Consider the following 25529-nt stretch of genomic DNA (forward strand, 5'->3'; position numbering starts at 1 on the left):
TAGTCCTATGGCCCCGGCTTGTCAATGCGCGGCTTTATCAATTTAGAGCAGATGTCGTAATTTAAGCGGCAAACCTCAATTTGCTGGGAATCGCCAGCGAAATCAGCTCCCAGCCTTTTTCATAATAGGGAAAGAAAGGGAGAGAAATTGTGAGTTCAATAGCGTGGAAGAAGCACCTGGAGGAATTTCCTCCAGGTGCTTCTTCCGTTTGGGGTTATGAATTCAATTGTCCAGATTAAAAAGCTCCTGGATCGGTTCTTGGAGCAGACAGCCCGCGACCAATGGCAGCCGCCGGGCGTATTCCGTCCGCAGCATCCGGTAATCCAGGCCGTTAAAGCGCACCCGGTCCAGCCCGTCCATGTCTTTGCAGATCATGTAGAGCCTTCGGACCCGTTCCTTATCCTTGCGCGTCAGCCAAGGCGCGGTTTGGATGGCCTCGATCCCCTGCTGATCGTCCCAGCAGTGGTATTGAATCAGCAGCTCCGCGATGCGGTAGTCTTTCCTGCTAAGCTGAATGCCCTTCAACCGGATACCCCGCTGCCGAATCTGCTTGACCGATTGCTCGCCGTGAGATGGCTCCTCGTTTTCCCCGGCCCGCCCAATGTCATGGAGCAGACTGAAATAAACGAGAACCTGCTTGTCCACCTCCGAGAGTGTATCGCCGGATGTAAAAATAGAGCAGAGAGAGGCACAGCACCCGCAGGATATGCGTTGCGCCGTGGATTCGGAAAAATCCCTCCGCCGGATAGCCCAGGGATTTTACGAGCGGCCCATACCGTTGAAAATCCTCAAGCGCAGAGGCAAACAGAGGGACAACCTGCTCCTTTTCGACGGGGATCATATCCGCATAGGATAGCTCCATGTCAGTCCCAGGCCGCAAAATCACCTCGTTTTCCGCGCGAAAACCCGCGTCATAGAATACGATATCCTCCGACCGCACCCTTGCGATGGCAAGCTGGGTCCCGGCGCCGCTGTGTATGGCGAACCAAAGCGCGTTCCCGGGATGAGTTGACCAGGAAATTGCTTGCTCCGGCGGCTGGGACAATGCCCCCATACCGCGGTACAGCGTTGCTCTGCCGTCTGCATCCGCTGGGGGCAGCGAGGGCGGAGGTGCATGGGAGAAGACATACTCCAGAATGTCCGGACTCCACATCCCATTGGAATAATCAATCCGCTTATAGATACCGTGCCAGACCGAAAAGACCTCCGCAGACGGGATATCCTGGTATCTTCTCTGGAAATCATAAATCAGCATTGGTACCGGCACATGAAGGCGGTAATATTCGGACCATGCCTTTCGCGCCAGCAATTCCGCCGCATCCCGACGCCGGTTTTCCAATATGACAGGTTCCAGGCAATCTTTGAGATACCTTCTGCTGGGGTAGAGAGGGATATAAAAGCCCTCTTCATAGCCGGCGTAGAATATGCCGGCAAAGCTCCGCCCCGGGTCATGCACAACGCAGTCCATAGAAAGACCGCGGGCATCCAGCATCCCTGCCAGCTCCCCAAAGGTCAAGCCGTCTGTTTCCAGGCGGGTCAATGCGGCTTCTGTCAGCGGCTCAAACCGGGTCATGCTGCCCCGGACCTCCATATAGAATTTCTGCCCCATCTCAGGCCCCCTTTTCACGCTTTTGCCAGAGAAGCGCCGGCAGGCAGACGGCGTGACGGCGGCAGAGCACCACGAACCCGGACATCCCTTTTACGGATAGCAGTTCCTGGCTGGGGTCCTTTTCGATTAGGGCCAGCAATTCCTCCCTGCCGCATTCGTATGGGTAAAAGTCCGTGATTTCGCGTGTAAAATCGCAGTCGCCGTCCAGCCCCAGGATCATCGGGATGTGCGCTGTTTTGGCGAGCTTGTCCGCAAGACCGCGCAGAGCGGTACGGGGAACTTTATCTGCAAGGGGATGGATGTGATATGGATTGGCCTCGCTTGCAGATGCTTTTTCTTGGGTATATGTACTCATTTGCCGTGATTCTCCTTCCCCATCAGGCGGATGGCTCTGTAAATTGGGTCAACCGACATTTTTAAAAGTTCGTCGTCCCGGTTCCTCCCGGGCCGAAAAGGCATGGGTTCCCTCCAAACCCAGTCGAACAGGATATAGGCAGGCGTATACCAGCGGTCAAATTCCTCCAATGCGAGCACATCCCCCCGAATGATTACTGCCGGGATTCCATAAAGGGACATTTGGATATAGGCCATATGCACACATCGGGGATCCAGGTCTTCCATTTGAGCCACCATCTGATAAGATGGGTTCAAACCCGCAGCGTCTATTTCATCAGCTGCGGAAAGCATAATAGCCCCGGAACCACAGGCAGATTCATTCACAACGAAATACCCTTTCTCCGGCAGTGCGCGGGAACCTGCATTGGAAATTCGGGCTACCAGTTTTGCAATAGACGGGGGTGTAAAATCTTGGCCTTTTCTCCGCGGACCTATTTCCATAAATACCTCGCCCAGCAAATCCCGATACCGGTGATAGTCCACATTGAGCTGTATCTGCCTCTTCAGCTCCAGGAATGCTTTGATGAACTGACGGCGTTCTTCAGGGCGGTAATTACGGAACACCGCCGCTAAAGCCGCTTGCCGCTGCTCGCGATGTACAGGATCAAAGCTGTTGCTGATGGTATAGGCGGATATGGCCAAAAAGTCGGCAAACACCGTACTGCGGCTGATCCGTCCGGAGGTGATCTCAGCCACGTTCAACAAATCTTCATGCGTCAATAGGAACCCTCCTAAAGAAATGCCAGGAAGCAAGCGCCTTGCTTCCTGGCCGGCTGCCTTTATGACAGCCGTTTGTAATTTGAAAAGCAGCCGCAGACCGGGCAGGCAACCTTCCCGTCGCAGCTCCCGGCGATTTGTTCCTCCGTAACGAAGCCGGGCGTCTGGCAGCACACTGAGATCATGCGCACGAGATGCGCTTTTTTCAACGCCTCCGGGTGATATCTTTGGTTATAGGGAACAAAGCCTACCCATTGAGGGTTCTGGTAAAGTCCGGATATACAGCAACAGAGGACTTCCCTTTCCCTGGCTCCCGATGTCCGTCCAATTCGGTATCCATGCTGAGTAAAGAATTCCCGAAGATGCCCGGCCTCCGCCTCCAGCCCGTCGCGTTTGACCACATACCGAGCGGCGGCGGTCCACACAGAAAGCTCCAGGTTGCCTGCTTTCGTCTGCACGCCAGAACGATAGGTATAGGTTTTCGCCCGTCCGGTACCATGGGAAACGCTTACTCCGGTCCCATGTTGCCAGATCAGGTCCTCTCGTGAAATGGCGTCCAAATCCAAGTCTTCGACACGGTCGACCTTGTCTGCGCAGGAATGGCGCTTTTGCCGGTACTCGGAGGCGGCCCGCCTATCCTTCATGCGGCGTTTCCCGCTGGAACAGCGTGTTCAGGGGGAAGAGGCCCATCAGTGTGAGCCGGACAGCCGTTTGGTATCCCACCAAAAACGCACACTCCAGTTCCTCGGTATTGCGGGCGTTCAGAGCGTCACAGAACTGGTCTAAACGTTTGCGCTGCTTCTCGGTCAGACTCTGTACCAACGAATGCTCCAAGGCACGGATTGTCTGATCGGCTTTCCTCAACCCCTCGGTGTCGGATTGGCAGACTTCCTCAAAGGGCGTCCAAAATCCATCCATGAAGTTGTGAAAGAAGGCTGGGATGCCGGAGGCCTGGCGGTCGAAGTCCGCGGGCAGAGACTGGGCAATCTGCTCCAGCGCCTGCGCCAGTGGCGGGGATAACTGGGACAGCAGCTGCTTTTCCATGCCGGCTTGATGAAAGGTAAATGCCATTTGTATCAACTCCTCAAGAATAAATTTGGCGGTTTGCCGTCGCGGTATATATAAAAAGGCGCGGGAGCTGGCTGCTCTCGCGCCTTCTGCACATTCGTGCGGGGAAACAAAAAAGCGTCCAAAGGTCATGACAACCTTTGGACGCTTTGCAACTCGGTTACGGAAACTGCCTGTGCGGCAATTACGGATACTGTATGATGGTATTATAGCGCAGGCAATTGGAAATAGCAAGTCCTATTCCCGCCTTTCATCCGGTTCCGGCATATAGGGAAATGCCGATATGAGCCACTTCGTTCCCTGGTTCTCCAACTCAATCATATAGTCCTTCACGCCACATGGATCAAAGGCCCTTGTAAATTCTCTCGCCCATTCAAGGATCATCCAGAAAAGCTCCCGCTCATCAGGCACCGTGATCGTCTTGTCAATTTCCAGGCATTCAGCGTACCGGGCGAGATGAAATACGGTTTCACATATCTCGTTTTCAGTATAGCGGCGCATATGGTTGTCCTCCAATGCTATGTTTCAGTGACTTTGGTAATCCTCTGCATGCGATCAGCTTCGTGTAGGGGATTAGGGATATGCATTATTCTGTATCCGCAAGGAACACGAACACAACACAGTCCACCTGCTTGGCGGAATTCCTGTGGCAGAGCGCCGTGTATCCGCCGTCGCCGTAACCGGAGGACGAAACCACGCCAAATGGGATAATCCCAGCCTGCTTCGGCCCAAGGGTCAGATCGCAGCAATGGTTATACCAGACATCTTTGAAGTCGCGCTTCGCTTTAGGCGCACCGTCAAACACATGGGAGTCCTGATAATGCGCATCATCGAACAGGCCCGCCTGGCCGGAGTCCACTCCCACTTCAAAATCACAGATTTCCCAGCCGGAAGAATAATGAATATGCTTTTCGTCTGTCCACACTTTTCCGCATGGGGTGAAGGAGCGTACAGTAGGGGCGTGCCTTGCCGCGAGCATGGAGACCCTGATGCCAAATACCCCCTCATCCTTATAGACCACCGCAGTCTCCCACTTGCCCTTCATGCAGCCTGGAATGGCGCCGCTGCACCATACTTCCTTGTTATAGCAAGGGTCGCTGACCCGCATCAGATTGCTGGTCATTTCAAAGGCCCCCAGCTTGTGATATGCTCGTCTCAATTTAATTCCTCCTCTTCAGATTAAGGCGGCCGGCAGTTTACATAATCCGCCGCCCGGGATGTGAGACGCCTTCAACGCCAGTTCACCAACGTCCGGCCGGCATCCGCGTCGCAGAGGGAGTAGTCACGCTGCTCGCTCCCCTCCTCGAATTCGGACGCCGTGGTTTTTTGGGCGATTCCTTCCGCTTTGACATACGCTTCGTCATCACTATTGGCGTCAAAATGGATGGCCAGGGACAGTGTGCGTTCCATGGTGATGCAATATTTCATTTGCAGTCCTCCTTCTGCGTTTGCGCGTCCTGAAACAGCCGCACATACCCTGGGTCTGTGCTGGAAAGCGTCCAGCTGCCGTCAACGTAACTTCCGTCTGCGGGCAGGGGAATATTTCCTTCTGGGTCCTCCGCCGCTTTCATCGCAGTCTCCAGCGTATCGGCTTCAACCTGGATGCAGCCGCACATCTCCCATATGACAGGGATTTTCCAAATCACGATGTTCACCTCCTGTGATCCGGCGGCTCCGCAGCGGGCCGTTCCTCTTCAGCTAAAGAAAAACAACAAGGATCCTTGCCGGCAAGATAACTGGCAAAGTCGAAGACCGTTTTTGAAACCTTATAATAGAGACCACCTTTTTGGAGCCGGTATTCCGTGCGGCTCTTCTTGGAATTCTTCTCATACCTGGTAGTGGCATTCTCTTTCTTATACGGAAGCCATCCATTTTGAATCGCCCACCGAGCAAACTGATGCCACGGCATGACAGTCCCCTCAATACGGATTTTCTTTTCAAGAACCTTCATGACCCGCCCAAACTGGAAGCTGCTCATTCCATCGGCCCAGCCAAGAAGCATTGCCCGTCTTGCCGCCTGTTCGGCTGTTTGCCTGGCTTTTTCCGCCTCCTCTTCTGCTTTTTCCTTCTGCAGCCTCTGCCGGGACTCCTCCGCTCTGCGGGCATACCGGTCCAAGCGGGTACTGCGCATAGCGGTCCGCCCGCGGCGGATCGAACTGGCGGATGAAATCAATCACGGCATTACCTATATGTCGGTCATGTTGAATGGCTTCTTCCTGCGCTACCAGGAAATGCTCCAGTGTATCATAACCAATCTGCTGAAGCGTCTCCATACAGTCTTCAACCTGATACCACTCCGGATGTTTCATGCCTCGATTATACACCAGCCCCTTTTCAATCCCGGCAAACACCAGGAACAAGTTGAATTGCGGTTCAGAGCCCTTTTTGACCGTTTCCCGTCCTTTGTACAGGGGCCCGCTCACTTGCTGCATCTCATGCCGTCTGCATTGTGTCGAGATGCCGTTCGATGTGTAGTCGATGATCTGGCGGCGCTCATATGCCGTTGTCAGTTCTGCCAGTGTCATGTTGCTCATTTGCCTCCTCATTTTGAAAATAGTACCTGATAAAGGTCTGGCCTACAAAAAACCACCTCCCGATCAATAGAATTTCTGTGCATCTATATAATAAAAAGCGCACAGACTCAAAGTGTCTGTACGCTTTGTGGCTGAAGAACCATGGTGATCTGCGGTGCCCTGCTGGACAAGAAAAAAGCGCCCAAAGGCCGCAGGGCCCATGGACGCTCTGTAACACGGTGACAATGGCTTCTGGCGGAAGCCGCTGATACTGTTATTTGAATTATAGCGAATTCCAGAAGAAAACGCAAGAGGGTAATTTCTCGCGGGCGCGGCACATAATGCCTCAAAAAAAGAAGGCCTCAGCCTATACACGAAAGTTCAGCTGCCGGTAATACCCGTCATAAATACGCAATATCGTCCTATCCGCGATTTCAGGGCGGTTCGGGCCATAGAGTATCTGCCCGATTTTGTAAGAGAGCCCGTTGATGCAGACGTCCTCCCCAGCCGTATGGCAGCCGCAGCCCGTCAGCCAGTCCAGCGCCTCCCGAACGGTGCAGTTTCTCCGCAGCTCACCACGCTCGTCCCAAAGAGGATCGCGCGTCAATCCCATCTCAAAACACCCTTCCTATTTTTTAGCGGTTTATAAATATTGTAGCTGGCGGCTTGTGGAAGAGCAATAGCGGGAATGTAGAAAAAGGACGGATTTTTTGAGATAATCAGAGCATGTTGGGACTTGACAAATGCGAAACCGTTTTTGAAAGGTTTACTTCAAAGGTTGACGAAAGGGCACGGTTTTGCTATAATACCTGCATACAGTATCAGTGCCACTCATAGAGAGCGGCGTTGTTTATCCGTGTTTCGAAGAGCCATTTGCAGAAATGCAAATGGCTTTTTTGTTTTCGCAGCCTTCGGGCATCAACAGCGTCCTGAAAGGGGCGCTGTTTTTGTATATAATTGCGGCGTGTAACCGCAAAAGAAAGGAAGATGTTCTATGAATGAAGAAAGGATCCTGGAACTGCTGAATTTGCTGGTTAATGACATGATCGAAGGGGAAGGCCACCATATCCATAATGTGATCCAGAACCTGCTTGATCTCGGTTTTACCCGGAAGGAATTGCTGGCGCTCTCTTTCCAGGAGGCCGATATCTCGGATGCGTGTCCGCAAAACACCCGAATTGACTACCTCTATCGCGACGCCTCCAACTACAAGAAGCCGAACATGGCCATTGTGAGCGGCAGCATGAGCGGAGAACAGCAGCGAATGATCCTGGACTGCCTCGACGAAGGGGAGTATTTCATCCCGCATCTGGTCCGGCTGCCGGAAATCCGCTTTGATTCCTACAGCATGGAAGACGACCATCCCTGGTTTGAGCTCCATAAAGGGGCCTTCTCCGAAACAGCGGAGCCGCCCACCGTGTCCGCCTCCGCTGAGGAGCTGGTCAAAGCCTTTCAGGCCCGCAAGGACTGCTGGCAGCAGCTCCTGGAGCAGGAATCCAAATTGTAAAAGGAGGAATCTCTTATGGCCGGACAGCGTTATTTCCCACCACTGCACGGCAGAATCGAATGTGAAAAATGCGATATCGCTTCCACCTGCCCAAGCTGCGGCAAATACCAACGAGACCGGCGTGACGTTACCTTCACGTCGGGCCGGTGCCCCGGCCTCCCGGACAAAAAGGGCTTTGTTGACAAAAGCCAGCGGGAGCTGTATGCGGAGGCAGTTCCTCTTGTTCACGCGCAAAGCTGTGTTGGGGGCCTCACTTTGTTCCTGACGCTGCCGGGTGAACGGCGTCGCCGGAGGGTGTATCGGACCAAGAGCGGATTTTGGTATTTCCGTGAAAAAGGAGAGGGCCGTAGCTACAGCAAACGCTGTATCAATTTCCAGCGCCTGCAGAGCCGAGAGGCGGTCTTGAGGGAAATGGCGCTCCTCCGCACAGATTACTGCATGTTCCGGGCTGTGGTTGAGGACTACTGCGTTTGATGGGAGTGTGAGGTGAATCGTGGCAAATCAATATGAGCAGATATCCCTTCTTCCCCCGGAACCGACAGATGAAAACAACTGTGTCCAATGCCGCTTCTTTGCGGAACTGAAGGAACCGTTTGAGCGCTCTGACGGGGCAGTCATTTACGGCTACTGCTTCCAGGGGGGTGATCGGGACTATTCTCCCGGCATGGGAAAAGGATACGCTGTTTTCATGCCAAATGGACGCTGCAAAACGTTCAAAGCGAAAAAAAGGGCTGGGACCACCGAGAGATTGGCCTAGGTTATCCAAAGCGGCGGGGATGGTCCGCGTTCTGGACCGTCCTCAATACGATGCCGCGGTTTAGGAAAGGAACGTCAGAAAAATGTTTGACTTTGATAAATGCGCACAACACGGAAAATGTGAAGTCTGCGGAAAGGAAACGGACGTGGTGGCCCGCATGTCATCCATTGGGCCCATGATCTTTTCCTGCTGCAAGGCCTGCCTCGCGGCAGATGCCGAACCCTATGAGCGAATGGTTTCTTACATCGCCTGCGCCGGAGAATGGCCGAAGGATATCGGCGCCGCATATCAGGTGCAAGTCCGCAGGCTGCTCGGCATTCATGGCAAAACGGAGGAGGAATTCTCTCGGGACGTTTCCGGCGCTATGAGGGAAATAGGTACCCCTGCCGTTTCGGCTCCGAGAGTTTGCGAGATAGCCCTTCCCGATGGAACCACGCTGCAGGCCAGCGCCCACGACGATACGGACTATCCCGGGATCAATATCTACTTGCTCAGCGCCGGCGGCGAGCGTGAACTGATCTGCTTCGCGGAGCACAACCCTGAGAAGCCCCTGGGGCATCAGCTGTGCATCGGCGCTTACCGTGCCGAAGTGGATGAGCCTTACTACTACGACAGCTACAATAAAAAGTGCTGATTAACAGGAGAACACAAAAATGGAACCAGCGAGCTGATAAGTCAGTCCGCTGGTTTCATCCGATTTTACATGGAAAGGAGATCCGCGCATGAAGATATTATCCTTCGGCGCCGGGATGCTCTCAACGGCCCTGCTGCTGATGTCCTGCGAAAAATCCATAAAAGAAATGCCCGATCTCTACCCCGAAGTTCCGATCTATGACGCTTCGATCTTCTGCAATCTCGGTCTGGAGCCGCCCTGGGTATTGGAGCAGGTGAACTTTGCCCGCCGGGCCTGTCAAAAGGCCGGAATACCGTTCTTTGTCCTGGATACGCCGCTGTACCAGGACTTTATGAAGAACTTCGGAAATCGCCGTACGGTCAGTATCCCCTGGTGGACGCTGGCGGAGGATGGGCACAAGGCTAAACTGCCGCAGAACTGCACCATAGATTATAAGGTGGAGGCCATCTCCAAGTTCGTTCGGTGGAACCTGCTGCGCTACCGAAAGGGCCAGCACCTGCGGCCGGAGGATGTCAAGGCCCATGAGCTGCATATGGGTTTCGGAGCGGAGGAAAAACACCGCTGTAAAGACAATCCAAACCGCATGTTCGTCAATAAGTTTCCGCTGGTAGCGATGGGCAAGACCCGGGCGGATACCTACAAATACACACTGGAGAAGTGGGGACTGGATACCAAGGCCAGCGCCTGCGCGTTCTGTCCGTTCCACAGGAACTATTTCTATCGGTATGTCCAGCAGAACGACCCGGAAACCTACGCCGCCATCGTTGGAGTTGACGAGCTGCTTCGGGACAAAACCCCCATGCCGCCAATGAAGTCCAGGCTGTTCATGTCCCGGAGCCGGAAACGGATCACCGACCTGACGCCGGAGGACTGCTGCGACGCGGAGTGTTTCGAGTATTGCGGCCGGCGGGTTTGGAACGAGTTCTAAAGCGGAATTGCAAACAAGAAAATACGTGCGATGCACCCGCAAACGACATAACTTTTTGCGTATAATATCTCAAATAAGGGAATTAGCGATTTGTTTTAGTTTGCTAAAGATGTCTTAAAAAGTAAAAGCGGGGGTGAAGCGCAAACTTCACCCCCGCTTTCTTTATGCTATCCCTGCGTTTCGAAATACTGATATGGCTATACGATGCTGCAGGGAATCATCAATCGGGTCATCAAAATTGCGGCTTAAACGCCACAAGCGCAGACTGATCAGCAGTTGATTGTGCTCCCTATGAAAATATTGCTCAATTTCTCGAAGTTCCCGCCACCTGCGGATCAGCTCCTCCTGTTCCAGATACTCTGGGACGGGTTCACGGTCCACTTCCGTGCCCTCCGCCCGCCGGCAAGAGCGGTACTGAGGAAAGTCCATTTTCTCAAGTTCCTGCAGCCGGGCAAGGATAAGTTTCATTTCCTGCGCCAGTGTGTTCCGTTCAGGCTTCATATCAGTCCCTGCCAATCCGCCATTACTGGTGACTAGGCCCAGCCATCGGAATGATTGCCTTACCGCACCGTTCAGGACCATTCAGGCATGGATTCTTACATTTATGGGCCTTCTTGTACCCGCAGTCCTGACAGCAAAAATTTCCGTGACGGCGGTCGCAGTTGAACAGAGCACAGCGCCGGGGGTTTAAGGACGTTTTCATAGCAGCTTCTCCTTAAAAAATATCGGTAATTTCGCCGGACGCGAACAGCTTCAACAGCAGAGCATACTGCTTTTGGAGCCGCGCCCTCCTGTGCGGCTCATCCGTGTCAAGGTCGAGGACCTTGACTTGAACAGCGCCGCCCCCGGCATACACCTCGGATACCTGACCGTCTTTGACAACAATGTCGACCTTGACTTGCGGCGTTTGGGCAGGTTTGGGCCGAATGGACTTTCTGCCTCTTCCCAGATAAGCCTCCACTTCACGGATGTAAAGGACGATCCGCTCGGTCCGATCCGGCGGAAGGCCGCTCAGTTTACAGAGCACAGCCCACTCCTCCGGGGTCCAGTCTTCCGGCTTCAGAATGAGCGGCTCCCTCTGGGGGATTTTTTGATAGCCAAATTTTTTGCACGTCTGCTTCATTGTAATTGTCTCCTAAATTGTAATGGTAACAATTCTCTTTTGAAAAGAACCGCCGCTTATACCGCAACGATCTCCTCCAGCTCCCGCATGGTGTTGATCTTTCCGTCCCTGCACCATTCCGGCAGATTTGCTTTTACAAGCGCTTCCGCAAATGGAGGCGGCACCGCGTTCCCGCAGCGCGCCACCTGCTTGCTCTTCCCATAGGCGGTTCCGGTGTAGTCCCGCTCAATGGTGTAATCGGAGGGGAACCCATTTGCGCGATACAGCTCGCGGGGCGTCAGCATTCTCAGCCCAATATCCGCCATGTAGTACCAAGCGCCGCAGATATGAAACAAAATCACTTCGTCGTCCTGCAGTTCATAGTCGCAAAACTCGTTCAGGAGCGCTCGGATTTTGGGCCAATTCCTCAAATCCGCTTCCGCCCCGGCCCGTTCTGAGACAGTTGCCAGTCTGCCATGAAGGCAGTCAGAGGTGTCGGGCCCTGTAGATTCCCTCAAAGGTTCCCCAGGGCAGTCGCCGTTCACCTTCGCGAATCGAACCGCTTGGAGCGCATTGTGATCTACGGCGGTCACGGTGGGAAGAGGGCTGGACATCTCCGTTCCTACGATGCTGCCAAAGTATTTGGCCAGGCTGACTGCGGTCAATCCTTCCCGATCCCGTTCGGTAATCGTGTGGAGGGGTTCCGCCGCTTCCTGACCGTGCTGCGCGCTGCCATCATATTTGACCATGCAGACCGACGTCAGCCCATGGCGATTTGCGGCGTCAACTGTCATAAGAGGGTCTTGTGCGCGTTGCGCCCGGACATAATCGGACCGCTCGGTGTGGTATTGCACCATGGCGGGACAGATTACGCATTCCTCCGCTTTCGATACCTGCGTATGCGCAGGCTCTGTAATGCTTCGCCCACGATCCCCGCCGCCGGTCTGCCCGATAGCGGCCAGAGCGGGCAGAATCAGAAGTTGATTTCCTGCGGTCGTCACGGTATGGAGCGGCTGATCTCCGGGCGCGCCTACGCTGTTGGTCGTATTTGTGGCGGTGAAGGGCGACATCATCGGATAGGTTATACCATAGCCGTGCTTGGCGGTAATGGTTTGAAGCGGCTTGTCAATCGCCTGGCCTCGAAAGTCTCCCGAGTGATTGACGCTTACCAGGAACGGAGCTGCAGAGCGGATCACGAATTTATCCACGCCGCGGGCCACCCTTCGCATGGTGTTTCGGGCCAGGGGCCGGACGGCGGATATGCCGTACTGCTCCCAGATCTCCTTCTTTGAAGCGAAAATCGAGGGAGTGGGCAGGCCCCAGTTGATGATTTCCGCCGCGCTGCGCCAGGGCTTTTTTACTCCGGCCTTTACCTCCAGGCTGCTCACGGGGGCGTGGGTCGGCTCAGGCCAGACAATCGGGCAGCCGTCTCGCCGGGCAATCAGGAAGAATCTCTTCCGCGTGGTCGGCGCTCCGTAGTCGGCGGCCACCAGCTCCCGCCACTCAACCTCATAGCCGAGGCTTTGCAGCTGCTCCACCCATCGGTGGAAGGTTTCGCCCGCCTTTGATTTGACGGGCTTGCCTTTCCGGACGGGGCCCCAGGTTTGGAACTCCTCCACGTTTTCCAGGATGATGACTCGCGGATGAACGGTCCCCGCCCAGCGCAGGACGATCCACGCCAGCCCGCGAATGCGCTTGTCTACTGGCTTTCCACCCTTCGCCTTGCTGAAATGTTTGCAGTCCGGAGACGCCCACAGCAGTCCCACCGGCCGGCCGGCGCAGACCTCTGCGGGGTCAACGTCCCACACGCTGGCTTGGTAATGGACTGTGTAAGGGTGGTTTGTCCGGTGCATCAGGATGGCGTCCGGGTCGTGGTTGATGGCAACATCGACTACCCTGCCGGTCGCCAGCTCGATGCCCGTCGAGGCCCCGCCGCCCCCGGCGAAGCTGTCCACAATGATTTCTTCAAATACGTCGATCTGACTGCGGGGTTTCATAGCCTTACAAGATGTTCGCATTATTTGCATTCCTCCTTTTGACGCCCCAGAATACCGCTCCCTAACATGCCAAAAGGCACATGAGCTCAAAAGTTCATGTGCCTTTTCTGAAAGCGGCCAGTATACCTAGTTAAATAGAACGGCATTATTCTCGCATCAGTGTTTCGGTTTCCACTCCCGAGACTCCAACTGAAGCTCCTGCCTTCGGTCTTCAGTAATGAATTTCAGATCCTTAGCCAAGTCCAGGGCACCTATGTACGACCAATACCAAGTCATTTTGCTATCCCATTCCGAGGACTCGCTTACCATGCGGATCGTTTCCTTCCGCATGAGGCGGAGCGTCTTCTCGATGTCCGGATCGCCGTCCTTCCAAGGCATCCCGCAGTGGGGGCAATACTCAAACGGCGGAGTATGCTCTCCGCACAGCGGGCAGGTGCCTTCCTGCTCGATCTGATAGAGCCCAACGGAATCGCCTTTGGAGTCTTTCTCAAGATATACCCCGTTTCCGCCGATGGTTTCTTCAGAACAATTCAGCAGGATGGCATAGTGTCCGCAGAGCTTCTGATTATTTTCGTACAGAAGCAGGTCCTGGATTTCCTCCAGCGTCAGTTTGCCGCGAGCTTTTGAGATTTTGAGGTACATACGGCCCGTGAAGTCGTATGCCCATGTTATTTCGATGCCACGCTTCATAAAACACCCTCTCTTCTTGATAAGTTTGGCAGGCCGTCAACAGGGGCCGCCCTCAGCTCCGTGAAACGCGCCGGCGGGCAGGCGCCAATCCGGCGCTTCAACGTCCGCCAGAGAGAACTTCCCACTGGTCAGCTGGCAGACGGCCTTGGGATCATCGTGGCAGACGCAGCTCTTGGCGTCGCCGATGTACTCCGATAAGGCCTTCTTATGGTCCAACGTAAAGCCCAGGATGCGCTCGTCTTCTTCCACCGCCTGGACCCACTCGGGAAACAACTCCCGAATACCGGCCCAGTGCTTAGGCAGGCTGAAGATGCACATGGCGCATGAACAGCGGTTCCACCCGGCGGCATAGCACGGATGCGGCGTGATGCGCCATCGTTTGATGATTTCCCAGATTTGCGCCTCATCCCAGTCGATCACGCTGCGCCATTGATGGACCAGCCTGTGGGCCCTGGCGGTTGCGTTGGCCCGATGGATCTCCATCTCATTGTATTTGGACCGTCCGGCGCTCTCCTGGCGGCGCTCGCCGGAAACGACCAGCAGCTTTACACCCTGGGAGAAGTCTTCAAGGCCGGACTGGGGCTTACTTTCCACCTCGGCTTTGAGGGTTCCGGAACACCATCGCCCCTGCTGACAGCCGGATTTGGCGGGGAGCTTCAGGCGCTGACCATCCTGCTTCAGAAGATCCAAGTTGCGGATGAGGCTGTCGCCCACCTCTCTTTTGAGGTTCGGACTGCAAAACCGGCCGTTGGCGATGGAGCCTTTCAGAGGGAAACGCTGGCAGGTTCCAAGGTCCTTCAGCTCCTGCAGGGCCAGATTGCGCATAACGGAATCGGCCACCATGATTTTAAGGATGGAACTGCACCAGCGGGTGGCGAGATCTCCGGACTTGGCAGGGAATTTCATGCGCTGTCCCATTTGGGCCAGCTCCACTTGCTCCAGGTCAGTCAGGATATTCTCCCTCAGCTGGGCGGAGCGAACCTGCCCGGGCGACAACTTACATTCCCGAACCGTATCGGTGCCCGGTTCCGTATACCGGATTGGCCAGCTTGCACCGATCCGATAGACTTCACCCCAAAATCCATTGACCCGCCAAGAGGTGCGCAAGGTCAGGCCGAGATAGTCCGCCACGGCCCGGACGTAGTTCTGGGTGACCGGCCAATCCATTTTGCGAGCAGGATGCCCGCCGTCAATGTCATGGTGCCATAGGCAAATCTTTTCCCGGGGGACGCCTCGCTCAAGCAAATCCAAAACGCAGGCCAAGCTGTCCTTCCCACCCGAGAAGAGGACGATGATTTTATCATACGCCTCCAGGGGCAGCAGTTCCGGCAGATAGACGCGGTCAAAGTGAGGCGTCCCCCTGCGGCCAGGGCGCAGGGGCTGAATGCGGCAGCCGCTCCCATACTGACACCCGCTCATGACTGGTTCCTCGTTTGGTGGGGATGGTATGCCCCCGGCTTGAGTACGGGCATTGCGGCCCGTGTTCTTTTCTTGGCTCTCATTGGTACGATCAACTCCTTTATCATTGATGTTTTTATGTATGTAAAAAGCGCATGGAGGGCCAGAGCTCCCATACGCTTGAATGATTATAAAAAAGAAAAGCGCCCAAAGGCATTCACCTTCAGACGCTGTGCAACACGGAAACTGTAGCCTTGGCAGGCTTAGATACTGAATGAGTTTATTATATCCGGAATTGCCCAATTTGGCAAGCGGCAATTTTGCGCTGGTCCTCTCAAAGGGAAGTATGTTCGGATATCCGCATTGACACCGCATATACTTTGCAGTACAATCAAAAGCGTGAAAGGATGGTGACCATCATGCCAGGAGACGCGAACTGGTCTACGCGGCTGGATTCCACGCTGAAGGTACAGGCGGAAGAGATCCTGTCGGATGTGGGGCTCACGATGTCCGGAGTATTTACCATGCTGCTGAAGCAGATCGTGCGGGAGCGGTCAGTGCCGCTGTCTTTGTCGCTGGACTCCAGCAACGCCGTCTACGCCGATCTGCTGGAGGCGCAGTCGGACCGGCTGAACGGCTATCAGGGCCGCAACGCCCGCGATGTTCTGCGGGATATGGAACAGGCGATTGCGGAGGTAGAGCAGCGTGGATGACTATACCGTCATCGTGTCCAGGCGGGCCGATGAGATACTGATCCGCCACGCCAGATTTTTGGCGCAGGTGCGTGTTTCGGCGGCAAGACAGATGACCGCTGAATTTGCGAAGGTCATAGACGCGCTGGAGAAGAACCCATTTCAGTTTCCGCCGGAGCTGGACTACAATCTGCCCGACGGAGCCTACCGAAAGGCCCTGTTCAGCAAGTGGTATAAGGCGATTTTCTCTGTGGCAGAGAATACGGTCTATCTGGACGCCGTGCTGGACTGCCGGCAGGATAACAGGGGGTATCAGCCTGATACAAACAGTCGTGGCCAGCTCCCCATTGACGAGTAAAGCCTCAGATGATATAATATACCCATAAAGTATCAGAGCCGCTTCCAAAAGCGAGCATCGTTATCTGTGTTACAAAGCGCCATTTGCAGTTTTGCAGATGGCGTTTTTTGTTTTCCGGAAATAGCAAAAACACACTGCATACAGGCATGGGCCTGTATGTGGTTTTTTATATAGCAGGGGCGGGAAACCGCCGAAAAACATCATTTTATACGAGGAGGTTTTGTTTATGAACCAGGAAATCCATCCCGGCCCATGGGAGCCATATTCTGACGAGGTTGCTCATTACAGCTATGTCCGCTGTTTGGAGCAGGATTCTCTCTACGAAGTGGTCAGAGTTTCCCATGAAAAGGACAGCCGGACAGCGGAGTTTCTCCACCAGGTTATCTTTATGAAGGAGTACGGCGAGGCGGAGCTCAGTAAAATCTTGGCGGAGTTTGGCTACGATAGCCTGGAGGCGTTCGCCCGTGAGACAGGCCGCGCCGGCACAGCCCCGATGTGTAAGGCCCGCAGGAGCGGCGATTGTGCCGCAGAGGCCAAATTGCCCATCGACTATATGACCTTGGCCGGCCTGATGGCGGAGCATTTCACTGGCCGCCGGATGAACATATGCAGGGCGGAACGACTCGCTGATTCCATAGTGAAGGGGCAGGATACTCCGAATCCGTTTTGCATCAGCCGGCCCTTTGCCGGCCAAAGCGTGACAATCCCCCTGACCAGCGCCGAGGTTGACGCCATATACTCGGCCAGAGCCAGTCAGATCCAGATGGATGAGCTGTGTGATGAGATCCGTGACCTCGATAAGGATGATCCCTGCTTTGAAGGGCACGCTCAGGAGGAACTGCTCAACAACAGCCGCTTTATCGACGCTGTACAGGCCCGATAGGACCGGTATAACGGGAACGGCGGAGATGAAGCGGAAAATCTGCGGGAGGCCATTATGGTTACTATCCATGAGCTTTTCCAGAATGATGGCCAAAAGAGCAGAATTGGTACAACATACAATAAGATTTTATATGTGCCTGAGTCCGTGCTGCAGACGATTAGAGAATACCTTGACGCGCAGTCGGAATCCGAGTATCAGGGCGAGGACAACACCATTATTTACACAGCTAAATTTCCAGATGGGAGAGAGATGGATATCAAATGTTGTGGGTGTCAAGAGGAGTCCTCTTGGACTGAAGCTGTTCTCTTCGACGAAAAGGGTTATCAGTTGACCTATACTGATGTCGGAGAGAAGTTTGAAGGTCTTTGGGAATTAGAATATGATGGCATACATTACTGTGTCGATGTAAAGCCAGAACGGAATAATTCCAAAATGGAAGACTAATCATATTTGCCAACTAAAATAGGTGCAGAGAGTCTTTACCTAGTGTTTAGTGAAAAAGGAACGTACCAATGTGTGAAATCCTGTTTGACATCACCCAAATTGTGCCAGCAATGATACGGAATGGCAGGGGTGAGGCAGAGGATTCCAGAGAGCTGTTCGGGACCTGTCTGACGCTTGCCCGGCAATTTGAGACGGAGCAGTTGAAGATTGAGGGCAATTGTATGCCCGCAATAGAGGGCTTTGCTGCTGGGAGACGGACCGAACACTATGGGAGGGCCAGCTAATGAACGAAAAAAACTACTCCATCCCCTGGGAACAGTACGCCGGCGAGGCGGAGCACTACAGCTATGTCCGCTGCTTGGATTTGGGGCAAATCTATGAAGTGGTTCGCGTTACCCATGAAAAACATGGGCTGCGAGCGGAATTTGTCCATCAGGTTATCTTCATGGATGAGTATGATGAACAGGCCTTGACAGAAATCCTGGGCGGATTTGGATACAAGAGTCTGGACGCCTTCGTCTGCGAGGCAAACCACGCTGACGTGGACCCCGCTGGATTTGTCACCCGCCAGGACGGCAGTATCGACCGCGAGGCAAGTCCGTCATGGTGGATCGACTATATGCTGCTGTCCAGCCTGATGGCAGAACATTTCGATGGTCTGGATCTGCCTGTTCGGACTGCGGACGCTCTTGCGGATTCCATTGTGTGCAAAGCGCCAGATACCGTCATAGGCCCTTACCGTATCAGGCGCACGATTGCGGATCAGCGGACAACAATCCCTCCGACGGAGGAAGAGGCCCGCGAAACCTACGTTGTAACCGTGATCCGCCAGCGGTTTGAAGGGCAGAATATGGAGCTGTACCGCTCTTCCTATCGGATTGATCGGGACCGGCTTTCGAACCCAAGCGAAGAGGCCTGCGAAACGTATCTGCGGAAAATTGTCTCTGACTTCCTCCGGACTGAGGACGGAAAACGGGCCTACGAGTCCACTTGCCGGGACTTCAACTGGGGCGATGTGGAAACGGAGATTCCAAGCAGCTTCTTTTCCGCTTACGGCGTGGCCCCTTTCGACGGCAGACCTAATGACAGCAAGTTCCTTTGCTGCGGAGGGTTTGCCATCCTTGTGAACCAGGATGAGCTTTTGGGACAAGGCGTCTATGATGACGGAGAGGCGGAGCCATGAGGTTTTCCAGTATTATTATGAAGCTCCGTCAGGTCGGATTCGACAGCTTCTACCAAGCGGGATTCAGAAGCAGGTTCCATCCTATGAATATTGTGGCGGAGAATTGCCCGTGCCGTGCAGGAAAACGGAGAACCCACGGAGGGCCGACTCCAAAGGAAGAGGAAGATAAAGTTCCGCATCACTAAAGTACATCTTAACCTGTTAGAAAAGCGAGGAGACTGTAGATGAAAGAGATCAAAAGCAACCAGCTGCGATACTATTGCAACAGCACAGGTGAAATCCACGAGTATGGGAAGCGTATGCTGGACAATGTGGACGAATTGCCGCCTCCGCTTCGGAGGCCCTATCGGGAGCTTTGGACGGACGAGTGGAACCTCTGCTGCTATATCGTGTTTTTGGACCGGCAGCCTGGCATCCTCCTGTGTGCTGAGTATGACGCCGACTACTGCCGGCGGCGGGGCATCCCCATGGAATATGACGCACAATATGCCGTGCTGTTCAGCTACGGTGAGCGGCTGGAAAAGCTGGCCCGCGAAATCAATCCGCATGTTACGGTTGGGCTGAGCTATGACGGCGCCGTCGATCCGCTGATCATGCTGTTCATCCCGACGGAGCATGTTTCGTATCAGGATACCCTCAAGCTGTACTATCTGATGGATCAATACGGCTTTCAGAGAGCGCCGGGCCATGTGCGCTGGCGCGTGCAGGAGCTGGCCGAGTTTGCCAAGCGGCTGCGCCTCACCCCTGAGATTGAGCGGAAGATGTTGACCGGCCTGGAGAAGGATGTGGAGTTAAGTGTGACTGCCGGTCACGCAGATTACGTCCTTCAATACATGGGCATGGAAATTGAGCAGAACAAGCTGTACGGCATGGATGAACTGCTGGATACGCTGGGCAGATACGGAGGTGTTGATTCGACCTTGGACAAGGTGCGCAGCGCCTATACTGAGCGGTTTGGGAATTCGCTAATCTGGAAATATCCCTTTTCTGACAGTATGCAGGGCGGCGGCACAATCGTCCCCGTGCGTGAGGGGTTCCTGTTCCTCCCGTACAGCAGCGTGTTTGAGCATGGAGGCGCGCGATACCAACTGAGCGGAGCCGGGCTTTTGAGCACCGAGGATATCTATGCGCTCCAAAAGGAGTGCAGTGCCTATATGGAAGGGCTGCTGAACGCGCTGGGCGATATGGAACATGCGATGCGGGCCTACCCTATCAAGCGGTATACAGATGCACAGGGTAATCTTTACTTCGTACGGGCCGGACTGGGCGACGTTTACAAGGGCTTCCGGCGGTATGCCGAACCGAAGCCCGGGCAGCGGCGTGAGTCCGGCATCCGGTCTTTGAACTATGTGAAAGATTTTGGACGGGCTCAGTTGGATCTGGACCAGTATGCAAAAAAGCACGGCCTGAAGCAAGTGGAGGACAGAAAAGTGAAACAGGAGCGTGAGCGGGATGATTGACTACACGAGATATTTGATACCCATTTCCAGTGGAGGCTATAGTTGTAACGGCTGCGGGCAGCCCTTGGAAGAAGGGGATTTGTTCTGCGCCTGCCCGGATTGCGGTGCGATCTATTGTGAGGAATGCGTAAAAAACGGAACATTTGAAGCGCATTCCTGCAATAACGAATAACATCTGTGCGCCGGGGTACCGGCAAATAACCATCGGGGGAGACTGGGCTATGTGCCTGGCCTTCCCCGATAATCTTTTTAGAGGAGTGAAATCATGGCATCTACAATGGAAATGAAGGCGTTTGAAGAGCAGATCAATTTGTCACTGCTGAGCGATATCATCGCCTTTGTAGTGGATACTATAAAGGCAGATTACACACAGAAGGAGAATCTGCGCCGGCGGTGTATCCTATTGAATTACGATGTCAAAAGCGAAGATTTTCAGAAAAAGTATGGGTTTCTGTATCTGGGCGAGCTGTTGGAGCGCTATGAAGAACGGTTCGGTATGTCTGTACAGGACCGGCGCGCCATTGCGCTGGCGTTGGGGTATACCAGGGACGTTACAACGAAAGAAATGTTTGTAGGCAATCAGCGAAACGCCTTTTTGCAGGAAGTACGGCGGCACGCGGATCACAGTACGGATGAGGAGCGTTCCCTTACATATCAGGTCGTGTATGAGAAGCTGCCGCAACTGCTCGCAGAAAAACAGTTCATATTGGAGCGTGGCGAAGCGGACCATTTGCTGTATATCTGCGCGGAGCTGGCCAGCAAGAAAATAATGCGTTTTACCGAGGCGCAAGCGCATATTTCAAAAATTAAGGAGGTAGCCGCATATGACGCGGGAAATGACACAAGCAAATGACCTGATTGCGAAAATGCTGGAACGCACGGCTGTTCTTATACGGATGAAGTCGCTGAATCTTGATTTCCAGTGGCTCCAGGAGTTTGACCTTCAGCAGATCATGGACAGCTGCGGCAGAATCTCTGCCTGCCTTGCCGGCAGTTCCATCACCATGACAAACTTTCAGCGGGAAGCGATTCAAAACCCGGCGTTCGCCGCCTATTATGCGGCGCTGCTCCCCATGTTTCCGGAGGAGCCGTCCGAGGATCCGAAGCCAACGCCGTCCCATATTGGCAGGTATGGATATGTAAATTATCATCATCCTGTACCTGCGCGCCCGAAGGCGCCCAGCCACAGGTCTGTGTTGATGGACAGGCTTTCTAAGCTGCTGGAATTATACTGGGATAATGGGCTGGATATTACGGCCAGTCCCAGGGACGATCTCATGGAAGTTCTTGGGCGGGACCAGCTAGATGCCAGAGCGCGTCTGGTCTATCTGCTGAATTTCGCAGTTGCCGAACAGTCCGAGGAGGAAAAGCAAGCTGCGATTCTCGGGTTGGAGTCCTGTGTTGATCCACCAATCAGGTTGGACGAATGGCAGAAGGAACTGCTGAAAAAGCCCTTCACGGCTACCCGAAGTCTGTTTCAAACTGCTGAATTTGAGGAGGTCTGCACATTGCTCCGGTCATGCCCAGAGCTGGTGGACATCATCAAGCTGCTGCACAAGAAGGAGATTACCGAAAACCTGTCTCTGAACGATTACCTCTCTTTTGCAGGAGACGCCGCAGAATGCTGTGCGCTTTTGAGCGCCGTGGCTGGCCAGCTGGGTTCTGAAGATACTGCTGAGTTCATCTCCTTCTGGAAAAAAAACAAGTGTGCTATGGATGAGCTTCGGCGTATGGAGCACCGGATCGCAGCGTACCCGACTCAGGATTGGGATTCTGTATTCTCCACATACAGCGGCTATGTCAATTTGCTTTATGGAACCCGTTTCAAGACGATTGATTTGTCTAGTGTTCGGAACTATCAAGAGGACATCCTGACCTATGCGATCATCCACAATAAGAAGCAATTTATCAAGCTGGTGGATGAACACGCTGAGCAATTCCTCAGCCTGCCGCGTGACTCACTCTTGCTGCAAGAGGAGTTGTATAGGAATCGTTTCAATCTGAACGAATTGACAGAAGCGGACCTGGGCGCCTGTATGTGGATGCGCAGCTCCGGCCTCGACGTGGAGAAACTCACGCAGGGGCGAAACTATACTTTCCCGGAACTGTCAGCGCTGTACGAAGCCTCCGCCCTCTACATTACCCTCTATCAGCTGCTGCAATCAGGGAGCCAGGACTACCGGCTCCGCGTTCTCAGGCAGCTGCGTAAACGCGATGTGCTCAAGCCCTATATGGAGCCGGAGCTGCCTCAGTTGGCGGAGAAACTGGATATCAAACCTTTATATTCGTGGAAAGAGCAGGAGTTTGGGCATATCACGGGACTTACCGCGGAGGATGCGGCACAGATGCTGATTCACTTCGATTCTATCAGCCGCCTGCTGCCCGGTATGCGGTGCAGGACCGATGCCATACTGGTGCTGAAGAACCTGGCCGCGCTGGAGCAGGTTGACTCTCTTGATGCCCTGAAGGAAAATATTATCTGCTTTGATGCGGAGTGGCACGCCCTCTCGGAAGAAATGGGGCTGAGCGAAGAGTTTCTGACCCTGCACAGGGATACCATCATCGCCTTTTTGTGTAAGAATGGCGCCTATATTACCCGGACCTATCGGGAATGTCTTGACAAGACCCAACGTGAGTCGTTCTACCGCGTGGTGAAAGCGGAGCTGATGGGTCAACTCCGCGCCCTGAAATATTTTGAGGGTGATCTCCAGCGTGAACTGGATGCACCTTTGACGGAACGGGTAAAGGAAGGCTGGAGTAAAAATATCTCGATTGCGAAGTCGGATATGGAGGTGCGGGAGTGTGATGACTTCTTTTCAACCATGCTGTTGGGCGTACAGCCCCAGGAGGAGAGAAGCTATAAAGCCAACCGTTTCCTGGTCAGGGAATATATCCCCTTACGCGCCAAGTAACGGCAGCGGTCGGTATTCGCGTGAGGGGAAGTCCCGTTGTTTGTCGGCTGAGTGCAAGACCGTCATCCAGGCACTCAAATTCAGACCTGAAAACGACGCCCCGTGTTGCGCTGTTGCCAAACGGTATCAGATCCATTTTGATATTGATGACTAATGCGTTTATGCAGGGCAGCGCGGAACTTCCGCCAGGTTCCCGGCAACAATTAAGGTCAGGGCGTACAAAAGCCGGGTATGAAGTTTTGAGATTTATATCCGGTTTCCATGCAGGCCTTATTGAGCTAAAAATAAACAATAGCCCCTGGATAGAGTTGCAAAGGCAATTCCATCCAGGGGCTTTCGTGATATTATTTGGGCCTGTTCCGCAACAGGGCCCGGTTCTATTATTCAGGCAGAAATCAATTCAGCGTCTGCGGACATATCCCCCGATACCGGAAAGAGGCTCATAAAGCAGACTGTCGGCGATCCAGGTCAGCCCAGTCTCAGCCCTCCGGTTTCCTAGCCTCGCGCTCACTATAGCGCCCCCGCTTCATCGCCTGGCCCACAATGGTTCTGCTGCCATCGCCATGTTCCATGTAAACCTCTCCGGTCTTCACGTTAAATCTGGCAATTGGCTGCCGCATTGCACGTTTTTTCTGCAACTCTATTTTGACCGCAAGTTTTGCGTTTTGAGCAACAATACTGTCAGATGGAATCCTGTCTGCCATATCGCAGCTCCCTTCTTGTAAAACAACCCACAACAAGAATACTTTATCATATTCAGTATACCCATAATACGCCCTTCTGTCCAGCAAAAATTATCCGCCGTCGGCAGAACCGTCAATTCGTCCTTCGGTTTAGAATCTTTTACTATTCTCGGCTTCACTACAGAGTTCCTCATAAAATGCCATAGAACAGATGCTACTAGGAGTAACGCGGGCGCCGTTTGCGGTTTTGGGGGAATAGGGAGCTTGGGCAGAAGAAAATCATTCCCTCACTGGGCGATACCCTTTACGCCTGCATTCTGCTTCACATTCCTCTCTTGTTCTCCCACTTGCTATAAAGTTTTCAAAAGTATCTGTTGCTATCCAAACTTTAGCCCTTTCAAACATAAAATATCCATTATAATATTGCTTCAGGTACGCTTTTGGCTTTCTGTGATGCTTTCCCATGATGAAACCTCCTCGTCGTGGATATCGCAGATTGTTGGGCGTAGGCCAATTACCTTTCTGACGCAGCTTCCAATCATGTTCTGCGTGAGCAGTTCATGCGGCAGGTGCTCTTATCGAACTGCCGCACAAATAGCATGCCTTAATGGATCATCATAGCAAGTTCGCCTTTTCCTTCATCTTTTCCCGAGTCGGGTTTGTATAGAGCAGCGTAGTATGGATATTGGAGTGGCCGGCCTGGTTGGCTACCTCGCTGATGCTGAATCCGGCCTCAATGGCGGAGGAGCAGTAAAAGTGCCGGAGGGCGTGAGGCGTGATGATATCGGAGTAGTCGTTGCAGATTCGGTTGACCTGCTCGCGGCTCAGCGGCCCTCCCCGCCGGCTGACAAACAGATAGGGCCTGCCATCATTAGGGCATTCCGTCAGATACTCCTTTACCGCGTTCACCACTTTGTCTCCAATGAACACGACCCGCGTCTTTCCTCCCTTCCCGCTGCGGACGGTGATCTCTCTCGCGGGCAGGGACACATCCTCCGGACTGAGGGCCAGGCACTCGCTGATCCGCAGGCCCGCGTAGGCCATGACCGTGACGATGGCATAGTTCCGCTTCCCGCTCCCCTCCAGCACACGCTGGCGGAAAGCCTCCACCTGATCACGGTTTATGGTGCTGGGGCTGGCGTAGGAGGTCTGAACCTTCAGGTAGTCCTGCTTTGACAGAACCTTCTCCGTCTGGGCGCCGCTCTCGATCAAATAGTCATTCAAATTCTGGAGCGCGGCCAGCTTTGTGTTCACCGAGCGGTTGACCAGCTTCCGCACGGTCCGCAGGTAGGAGATGTAGTCCAGAACGTTGGCGCGATACAGCCTTTGAAGCGGTTCCCCAAATGTCTCCTGATACCACTCCATATATCCCTCCACCGCTTGGCCATAGGTTTCAATGGTCCTCTCGGCGCAGCCCTTCGCCGCAAGGTAATCGCGGAATCTCTCTTTCAAAATGAATTCCTCCTTGTAAATTATGTTGCATTGGAAAATGGGCAAAGACGAATAAGTTATGTTGCGTTCACCGCCCTTATTACACGGTTCAAGGGGAGGTTTTACAACATAAATTACCTTATGTTGAGTGGGGGAGGCGTGCCCGG

The 25529-nt window shown here is 53.8% G+C and carries 33 protein-coding genes; 12 read left to right on the forward strand and 21 right to left on the reverse strand.

Annotated features, from left to right (window positions below; all coding sequences use genetic code 11):
- Positions 1-222 precede the first annotated feature (222 nt).
- The 13 genes from Q1M04_RS03845 to Q1M04_RS03905 form a co-directional block, all read right to left on the reverse strand.
- Positions 223-645: a hypothetical protein gene (locus tag Q1M04_RS03845; protein ID WP_325303355.1), complete on the reverse strand. Its 423-nt coding sequence runs from the start codon at positions 643-645 to the stop codon at positions 223-225.
- Positions 605-1609 (reverse strand): hypothetical protein, encoded by a 1005-nt coding sequence (locus Q1M04_RS03850; protein WP_300346054.1) that lies wholly within the window; start codon positions 1607-1609, stop codon positions 605-607. The genes Q1M04_RS03845 and Q1M04_RS03850 overlap by 41 nt, the downstream gene beginning before the upstream one ends.
- A 1-nt stretch (position 1610) precedes the next feature.
- Positions 1611-1964 carry a hypothetical protein gene (locus Q1M04_RS03855; protein ID WP_300346053.1) on the reverse strand — a complete coding sequence of 118 codons (354 nt, stop codon included), beginning with the start codon at positions 1962-1964 and terminating at the stop codon, positions 1611-1613.
- Positions 1961-2725 (reverse strand): N-6 DNA methylase, encoded by a 765-nt coding sequence (locus tag Q1M04_RS03860; RefSeq protein WP_300346052.1) that lies wholly within the window; start codon positions 2723-2725, stop codon positions 1961-1963. The genes Q1M04_RS03855 and Q1M04_RS03860 overlap by 4 nt, the downstream gene beginning before the upstream one ends.
- Positions 2726-2784: 59 nt before the next feature.
- The gene (locus Q1M04_RS03865) at positions 2785-3366 is read right to left on the reverse strand and encodes a hypothetical protein (protein WP_300346051.1); all 582 of its coding nucleotides are present in this window, start codon (positions 3364-3366) and stop codon (positions 2785-2787) included.
- Entirely contained in the window at positions 3356-3793 is a 438-nt protein-coding gene (locus Q1M04_RS03870) for a DUF6809 family protein (RefSeq protein ID WP_300346050.1), read from the reverse strand. The genes Q1M04_RS03865 and Q1M04_RS03870 overlap by 11 nt, the downstream gene beginning before the upstream one ends.
- 234 nt (positions 3794-4027) lie before the next feature.
- Positions 4028-4291 (reverse strand): hypothetical protein, encoded by a 264-nt coding sequence (locus Q1M04_RS03875; protein WP_300346049.1) that lies wholly within the window; start codon positions 4289-4291, stop codon positions 4028-4030.
- 85 nt (positions 4292-4376) lie between these two features.
- Positions 4377-4949 (reverse strand): DUF4241 domain-containing protein, encoded by a 573-nt coding sequence (locus tag Q1M04_RS03880; protein ID WP_300446598.1) that lies wholly within the window; start codon positions 4947-4949, stop codon positions 4377-4379.
- Positions 4950-5020: 71 nt separating this feature from the next.
- Complete coding sequence (locus tag Q1M04_RS03885; protein ID WP_300346047.1) at positions 5021-5218, reverse strand: hypothetical protein; 198 nt, start codon at positions 5216-5218, stop codon at positions 5021-5023.
- On the reverse strand, positions 5215-5436 hold the full coding sequence (locus Q1M04_RS03890; protein ID WP_300346046.1) for a hypothetical protein: 222 nt from the start codon (positions 5434-5436) through the stop codon (positions 5215-5217). The genes Q1M04_RS03885 and Q1M04_RS03890 overlap by 4 nt, the downstream gene beginning before the upstream one ends.
- 5 nt (positions 5437-5441) lie before the next feature.
- The gene (locus tag Q1M04_RS03895; protein ID WP_300346045.1) at positions 5442-5741 is read right to left on the reverse strand and encodes a hypothetical protein; all 300 of its coding nucleotides are present in this window, start codon (positions 5739-5741) and stop codon (positions 5442-5444) included.
- Positions 5728-6324 (reverse strand): hypothetical protein, encoded by a 597-nt coding sequence (locus Q1M04_RS03900; protein WP_300346044.1) that lies wholly within the window; start codon positions 6322-6324, stop codon positions 5728-5730. The genes Q1M04_RS03895 and Q1M04_RS03900 overlap by 14 nt, the downstream gene beginning before the upstream one ends.
- Positions 6325-6670: 346 nt before the next feature.
- The gene (locus Q1M04_RS03905; protein WP_300346043.1) at positions 6671-6916 is read right to left on the reverse strand and encodes a hypothetical protein; all 246 of its coding nucleotides are present in this window, start codon (positions 6914-6916) and stop codon (positions 6671-6673) included.
- Between the two features lie 381 nt (positions 6917-7297).
- Between Q1M04_RS03905 and Q1M04_RS03910 the strand changes: the two genes are divergently transcribed.
- The 4 genes from Q1M04_RS03910 to Q1M04_RS03925 all read left to right on the forward strand — a co-directional run bounded on the left by Q1M04_RS03910 (position 7298) and on the right by Q1M04_RS03925 (position 10129).
- Positions 7298-7810, forward strand: a complete 513-nt coding sequence (locus Q1M04_RS03910; protein WP_300346042.1) for a hypothetical protein — start codon at positions 7298-7300, stop codon at positions 7808-7810.
- A 15-nt stretch (positions 7811-7825) separates the two neighbouring features.
- A complete protein-coding gene (locus Q1M04_RS03915; RefSeq protein WP_300346041.1) occupies positions 7826-8284 on the forward strand; it encodes a hypothetical protein in 459 nt (152 codons plus the stop codon).
- Between the two features lie 365 nt (positions 8285-8649).
- Positions 8650-9201: a hypothetical protein gene (locus Q1M04_RS03920; RefSeq protein ID WP_300346040.1), complete on the forward strand. Its 552-nt coding sequence runs from the start codon at positions 8650-8652 to the stop codon at positions 9199-9201.
- Between the two features lie 88 nt (positions 9202-9289).
- The gene (locus Q1M04_RS03925; RefSeq protein WP_300346038.1) at positions 9290-10129 is read left to right on the forward strand and encodes a hypothetical protein; all 840 of its coding nucleotides are present in this window, start codon (positions 9290-9292) and stop codon (positions 10127-10129) included.
- A gap of 162 nt (positions 10130-10291) precedes the next feature.
- Here the strand turns inward: Q1M04_RS03925 and Q1M04_RS03930 are convergent, their stop codons facing one another.
- From Q1M04_RS03930 to Q1M04_RS03950, 5 genes are all read right to left on the reverse strand, one after another.
- Positions 10292-10630 (reverse strand): hypothetical protein, encoded by a 339-nt coding sequence (locus Q1M04_RS03930; protein WP_300346037.1) that lies wholly within the window; start codon positions 10628-10630, stop codon positions 10292-10294.
- 214 nt (positions 10631-10844) lie between these two features.
- Positions 10845-11252 (reverse strand): hypothetical protein, encoded by a 408-nt coding sequence (locus tag Q1M04_RS03935; protein ID WP_300346036.1) that lies wholly within the window; start codon positions 11250-11252, stop codon positions 10845-10847.
- 56 nt (positions 11253-11308) lie between these two features.
- Entirely contained in the window at positions 11309-13249 is a 1941-nt protein-coding gene (locus Q1M04_RS03940) for a DNA cytosine methyltransferase (protein ID WP_300346035.1), read from the reverse strand.
- Positions 13250-13384: 135 nt separating this feature from the next.
- Positions 13385-13918, reverse strand: coding sequence for a hypothetical protein (locus Q1M04_RS03945; protein ID WP_300346034.1), 534 nt, complete (start codon positions 13916-13918; stop codon positions 13385-13387).
- Between the two features lie 36 nt (positions 13919-13954).
- Positions 13955-15337 (reverse strand): phosphoadenosine phosphosulfate reductase family protein, encoded by a 1383-nt coding sequence (locus Q1M04_RS03950; RefSeq protein ID WP_300346033.1) that lies wholly within the window; start codon positions 15335-15337, stop codon positions 13955-13957.
- A gap of 398 nt (positions 15338-15735) precedes the next feature.
- Here Q1M04_RS03950 and Q1M04_RS03955 point away from each other — a divergent pair, with 398 nt between their 5' ends.
- The 8 genes from Q1M04_RS03955 to Q1M04_RS03990 all read left to right on the forward strand — a co-directional run bounded on the left by Q1M04_RS03955 (position 15736) and on the right by Q1M04_RS03990 (position 23248).
- Positions 15736-16029 carry a type II toxin-antitoxin system RelB/DinJ family antitoxin gene (locus tag Q1M04_RS03955; protein WP_300346031.1) on the forward strand — a complete coding sequence of 98 codons (294 nt, stop codon included), beginning with the start codon at positions 15736-15738 and terminating at the stop codon, positions 16027-16029.
- Complete coding sequence (locus tag Q1M04_RS03960; protein ID WP_300346030.1) at positions 16022-16366, forward strand: type II toxin-antitoxin system RelE/ParE family toxin; 345 nt, start codon at positions 16022-16024, stop codon at positions 16364-16366. The genes Q1M04_RS03955 and Q1M04_RS03960 overlap by 8 nt, the downstream gene beginning before the upstream one ends.
- 226 nt (positions 16367-16592) lie before the next feature.
- Positions 16593-17249, forward strand: coding sequence for a hypothetical protein (locus tag Q1M04_RS03965; protein WP_300346029.1), 657 nt, complete (start codon positions 16593-16595; stop codon positions 17247-17249).
- 54 nt (positions 17250-17303) lie between these two features.
- The gene (locus Q1M04_RS03970; protein ID WP_300346028.1) at positions 17304-17693 is read left to right on the forward strand and encodes a hypothetical protein; all 390 of its coding nucleotides are present in this window, start codon (positions 17304-17306) and stop codon (positions 17691-17693) included.
- A 283-nt stretch (positions 17694-17976) separates the two neighbouring features.
- Positions 17977-18876 carry a hypothetical protein gene (locus Q1M04_RS03975; RefSeq protein ID WP_300346026.1) on the forward strand — a complete coding sequence of 300 codons (900 nt, stop codon included), beginning with the start codon at positions 17977-17979 and terminating at the stop codon, positions 18874-18876.
- 224 nt (positions 18877-19100) lie between these two features.
- A complete protein-coding gene (locus Q1M04_RS03980; protein WP_300346025.1) occupies positions 19101-20336 on the forward strand; it encodes a hypothetical protein in 1236 nt (411 codons plus the stop codon).
- 265 nt (positions 20337-20601) lie between these two features.
- Positions 20602-21189 (forward strand): hypothetical protein, encoded by a 588-nt coding sequence (locus Q1M04_RS03985; RefSeq protein WP_300346023.1) that lies wholly within the window; start codon positions 20602-20604, stop codon positions 21187-21189.
- On the forward strand, positions 21161-23248 hold the full coding sequence (locus Q1M04_RS03990; RefSeq protein ID WP_300346022.1) for a hypothetical protein: 2088 nt from the start codon (positions 21161-21163) through the stop codon (positions 23246-23248). Before Q1M04_RS03985 ends, Q1M04_RS03990 begins: the two co-directional genes overlap by 29 nt.
- A gap of 479 nt (positions 23249-23727) precedes the next feature.
- Here Q1M04_RS03990 and Q1M04_RS03995 read toward each other — a convergent pair whose 3' ends face one another.
- The 3 genes from Q1M04_RS03995 to Q1M04_RS04005 all read right to left on the reverse strand — a co-directional run bounded on the left by Q1M04_RS03995 (position 23728) and on the right by Q1M04_RS04005 (position 25383).
- Positions 23728-23952 carry a hypothetical protein gene (locus Q1M04_RS03995; RefSeq protein ID WP_300346021.1) on the reverse strand — a complete coding sequence of 75 codons (225 nt, stop codon included), beginning with the start codon at positions 23950-23952 and terminating at the stop codon, positions 23728-23730.
- A 258-nt stretch (positions 23953-24210) separates the two neighbouring features.
- Positions 24211-24396: a hypothetical protein gene (locus tag Q1M04_RS04000; RefSeq protein ID WP_300346020.1), complete on the reverse strand. Its 186-nt coding sequence runs from the start codon at positions 24394-24396 to the stop codon at positions 24211-24213.
- Positions 24397-24546: 150 nt separating this feature from the next.
- On the reverse strand, positions 24547-25383 hold the full coding sequence (locus tag Q1M04_RS04005; protein WP_300346019.1) for a tyrosine-type recombinase/integrase: 837 nt from the start codon (positions 25381-25383) through the stop codon (positions 24547-24549).
- Positions 25384-25529: the final 146 nt, after the last annotated feature.

Source organism: uncultured Oscillibacter sp., from assembly GCF_950073225.1.
In the GTDB taxonomy this organism is placed as follows: domain Bacteria; phylum Bacillota; class Clostridia; order Oscillospirales; family Oscillospiraceae; genus Oscillibacter.

What these genes read in the sequence shown, in the direction of transcription:
- Q1M04_RS03850 (WP_300346054.1), bottom strand. Translation starts at nt 1,609, where the DNA reads ATGGGGCAGAAATTCTATATGGAGGTCCGGGGCAGCATGACCCGGTTT.
- Q1M04_RS03855 (WP_300346053.1), bottom strand. Translation starts at nt 1,964, where the DNA reads ATGAGTACATATACCCAAGAAAAAGCATCTGCAAGCGAGGCCAATCCA.
- Q1M04_RS03865 (WP_300346051.1), bottom strand. Translation starts at nt 3,366, where the DNA reads ATGAAGGATAGGCGGGCCGCCTCCGAGTACCGGCAAAAGCGCCATTCC.
- Q1M04_RS03870 (WP_300346050.1), bottom strand. Translation starts at nt 3,793, where the DNA reads ATGGCATTTACCTTTCATCAAGCCGGCATGGAAAAGCAGCTGCTGTCC.
- Q1M04_RS03875 (WP_300346049.1), bottom strand. Translation starts at nt 4,291, where the DNA reads ATGCGCCGCTATACTGAAAACGAGATATGTGAAACCGTATTTCATCTC.
- Q1M04_RS03885 (WP_300346047.1), bottom strand. Translation starts at nt 5,218, where the DNA reads ATGAAATATTGCATCACCATGGAACGCACACTGTCCCTGGCCATCCAT.
- Q1M04_RS03895 (WP_300346045.1), bottom strand. Translation starts at nt 5,741, where the DNA reads ATGAAGGTTCTTGAAAAGAAAATCCGTATTGAGGGGACTGTCATGCCG.
- Q1M04_RS03900 (WP_300346044.1), bottom strand. Translation starts at nt 6,324, where the DNA reads ATGAGCAACATGACACTGGCAGAACTGACAACGGCATATGAGCGCCGC.
- Q1M04_RS03905 (WP_300346043.1), bottom strand. Translation starts at nt 6,916, where the DNA reads ATGGGATTGACGCGCGATCCTCTTTGGGACGAGCGTGGTGAGCTGCGG.
- Q1M04_RS03910 (WP_300346042.1), top strand. Translation starts at nt 7,298, where the DNA reads ATGAATGAAGAAAGGATCCTGGAACTGCTGAATTTGCTGGTTAATGAC.
- Q1M04_RS03915 (WP_300346041.1), top strand. Translation starts at nt 7,826, where the DNA reads ATGGCCGGACAGCGTTATTTCCCACCACTGCACGGCAGAATCGAATGT.
- Q1M04_RS03920 (WP_300346040.1), top strand. Translation starts at nt 8,650, where the DNA reads ATGTTTGACTTTGATAAATGCGCACAACACGGAAAATGTGAAGTCTGC.
- Q1M04_RS03925 (WP_300346038.1), top strand. Translation starts at nt 9,290, where the DNA reads ATGAAGATATTATCCTTCGGCGCCGGGATGCTCTCAACGGCCCTGCTG.
- Q1M04_RS03930 (WP_300346037.1), bottom strand. Translation starts at nt 10,630, where the DNA reads ATGAAGCCTGAACGGAACACACTGGCGCAGGAAATGAAACTTATCCTT.
- Q1M04_RS03935 (WP_300346036.1), bottom strand. Translation starts at nt 11,252, where the DNA reads ATGAAGCAGACGTGCAAAAAATTTGGCTATCAAAAAATCCCCCAGAGG.
- Q1M04_RS03940 (WP_300346035.1), bottom strand. Translation starts at nt 13,249, where the DNA reads ATGCGAACATCTTGTAAGGCTATGAAACCCCGCAGTCAGATCGACGTA.
- Q1M04_RS03945 (WP_300346034.1), bottom strand. Translation starts at nt 13,918, where the DNA reads ATGAAGCGTGGCATCGAAATAACATGGGCATACGACTTCACGGGCCGT.
- Q1M04_RS03950 (WP_300346033.1), bottom strand. Translation starts at nt 15,337, where the DNA reads ATGAGCGGGTGTCAGTATGGGAGCGGCTGCCGCATTCAGCCCCTGCGC.
- Q1M04_RS03955 (WP_300346031.1), top strand. Translation starts at nt 15,736, where the DNA reads ATGCCAGGAGACGCGAACTGGTCTACGCGGCTGGATTCCACGCTGAAG.
- Q1M04_RS03965 (WP_300346029.1), top strand. Translation starts at nt 16,593, where the DNA reads ATGAACCAGGAAATCCATCCCGGCCCATGGGAGCCATATTCTGACGAG.
- Q1M04_RS03970 (WP_300346028.1), top strand. Translation starts at nt 17,304, where the DNA reads ATGGTTACTATCCATGAGCTTTTCCAGAATGATGGCCAAAAGAGCAGA.
- Q1M04_RS03975 (WP_300346026.1), top strand. Translation starts at nt 17,977, where the DNA reads ATGAACGAAAAAAACTACTCCATCCCCTGGGAACAGTACGCCGGCGAG.
- Q1M04_RS03980 (WP_300346025.1), top strand. Translation starts at nt 19,101, where the DNA reads ATGAAAGAGATCAAAAGCAACCAGCTGCGATACTATTGCAACAGCACA.
- Q1M04_RS03985 (WP_300346023.1), top strand. Translation starts at nt 20,602, where the DNA reads ATGGCATCTACAATGGAAATGAAGGCGTTTGAAGAGCAGATCAATTTG.
- Q1M04_RS03990 (WP_300346022.1), top strand. Translation starts at nt 21,161, where the DNA reads ATGACGCGGGAAATGACACAAGCAAATGACCTGATTGCGAAAATGCTG.
- Q1M04_RS03995 (WP_300346021.1), bottom strand. Translation starts at nt 23,952, where the DNA reads ATGGCAGACAGGATTCCATCTGACAGTATTGTTGCTCAAAACGCAAAA.
- Q1M04_RS04000 (WP_300346020.1), bottom strand. Translation starts at nt 24,396, where the DNA reads ATGGGAAAGCATCACAGAAAGCCAAAAGCGTACCTGAAGCAATATTAT.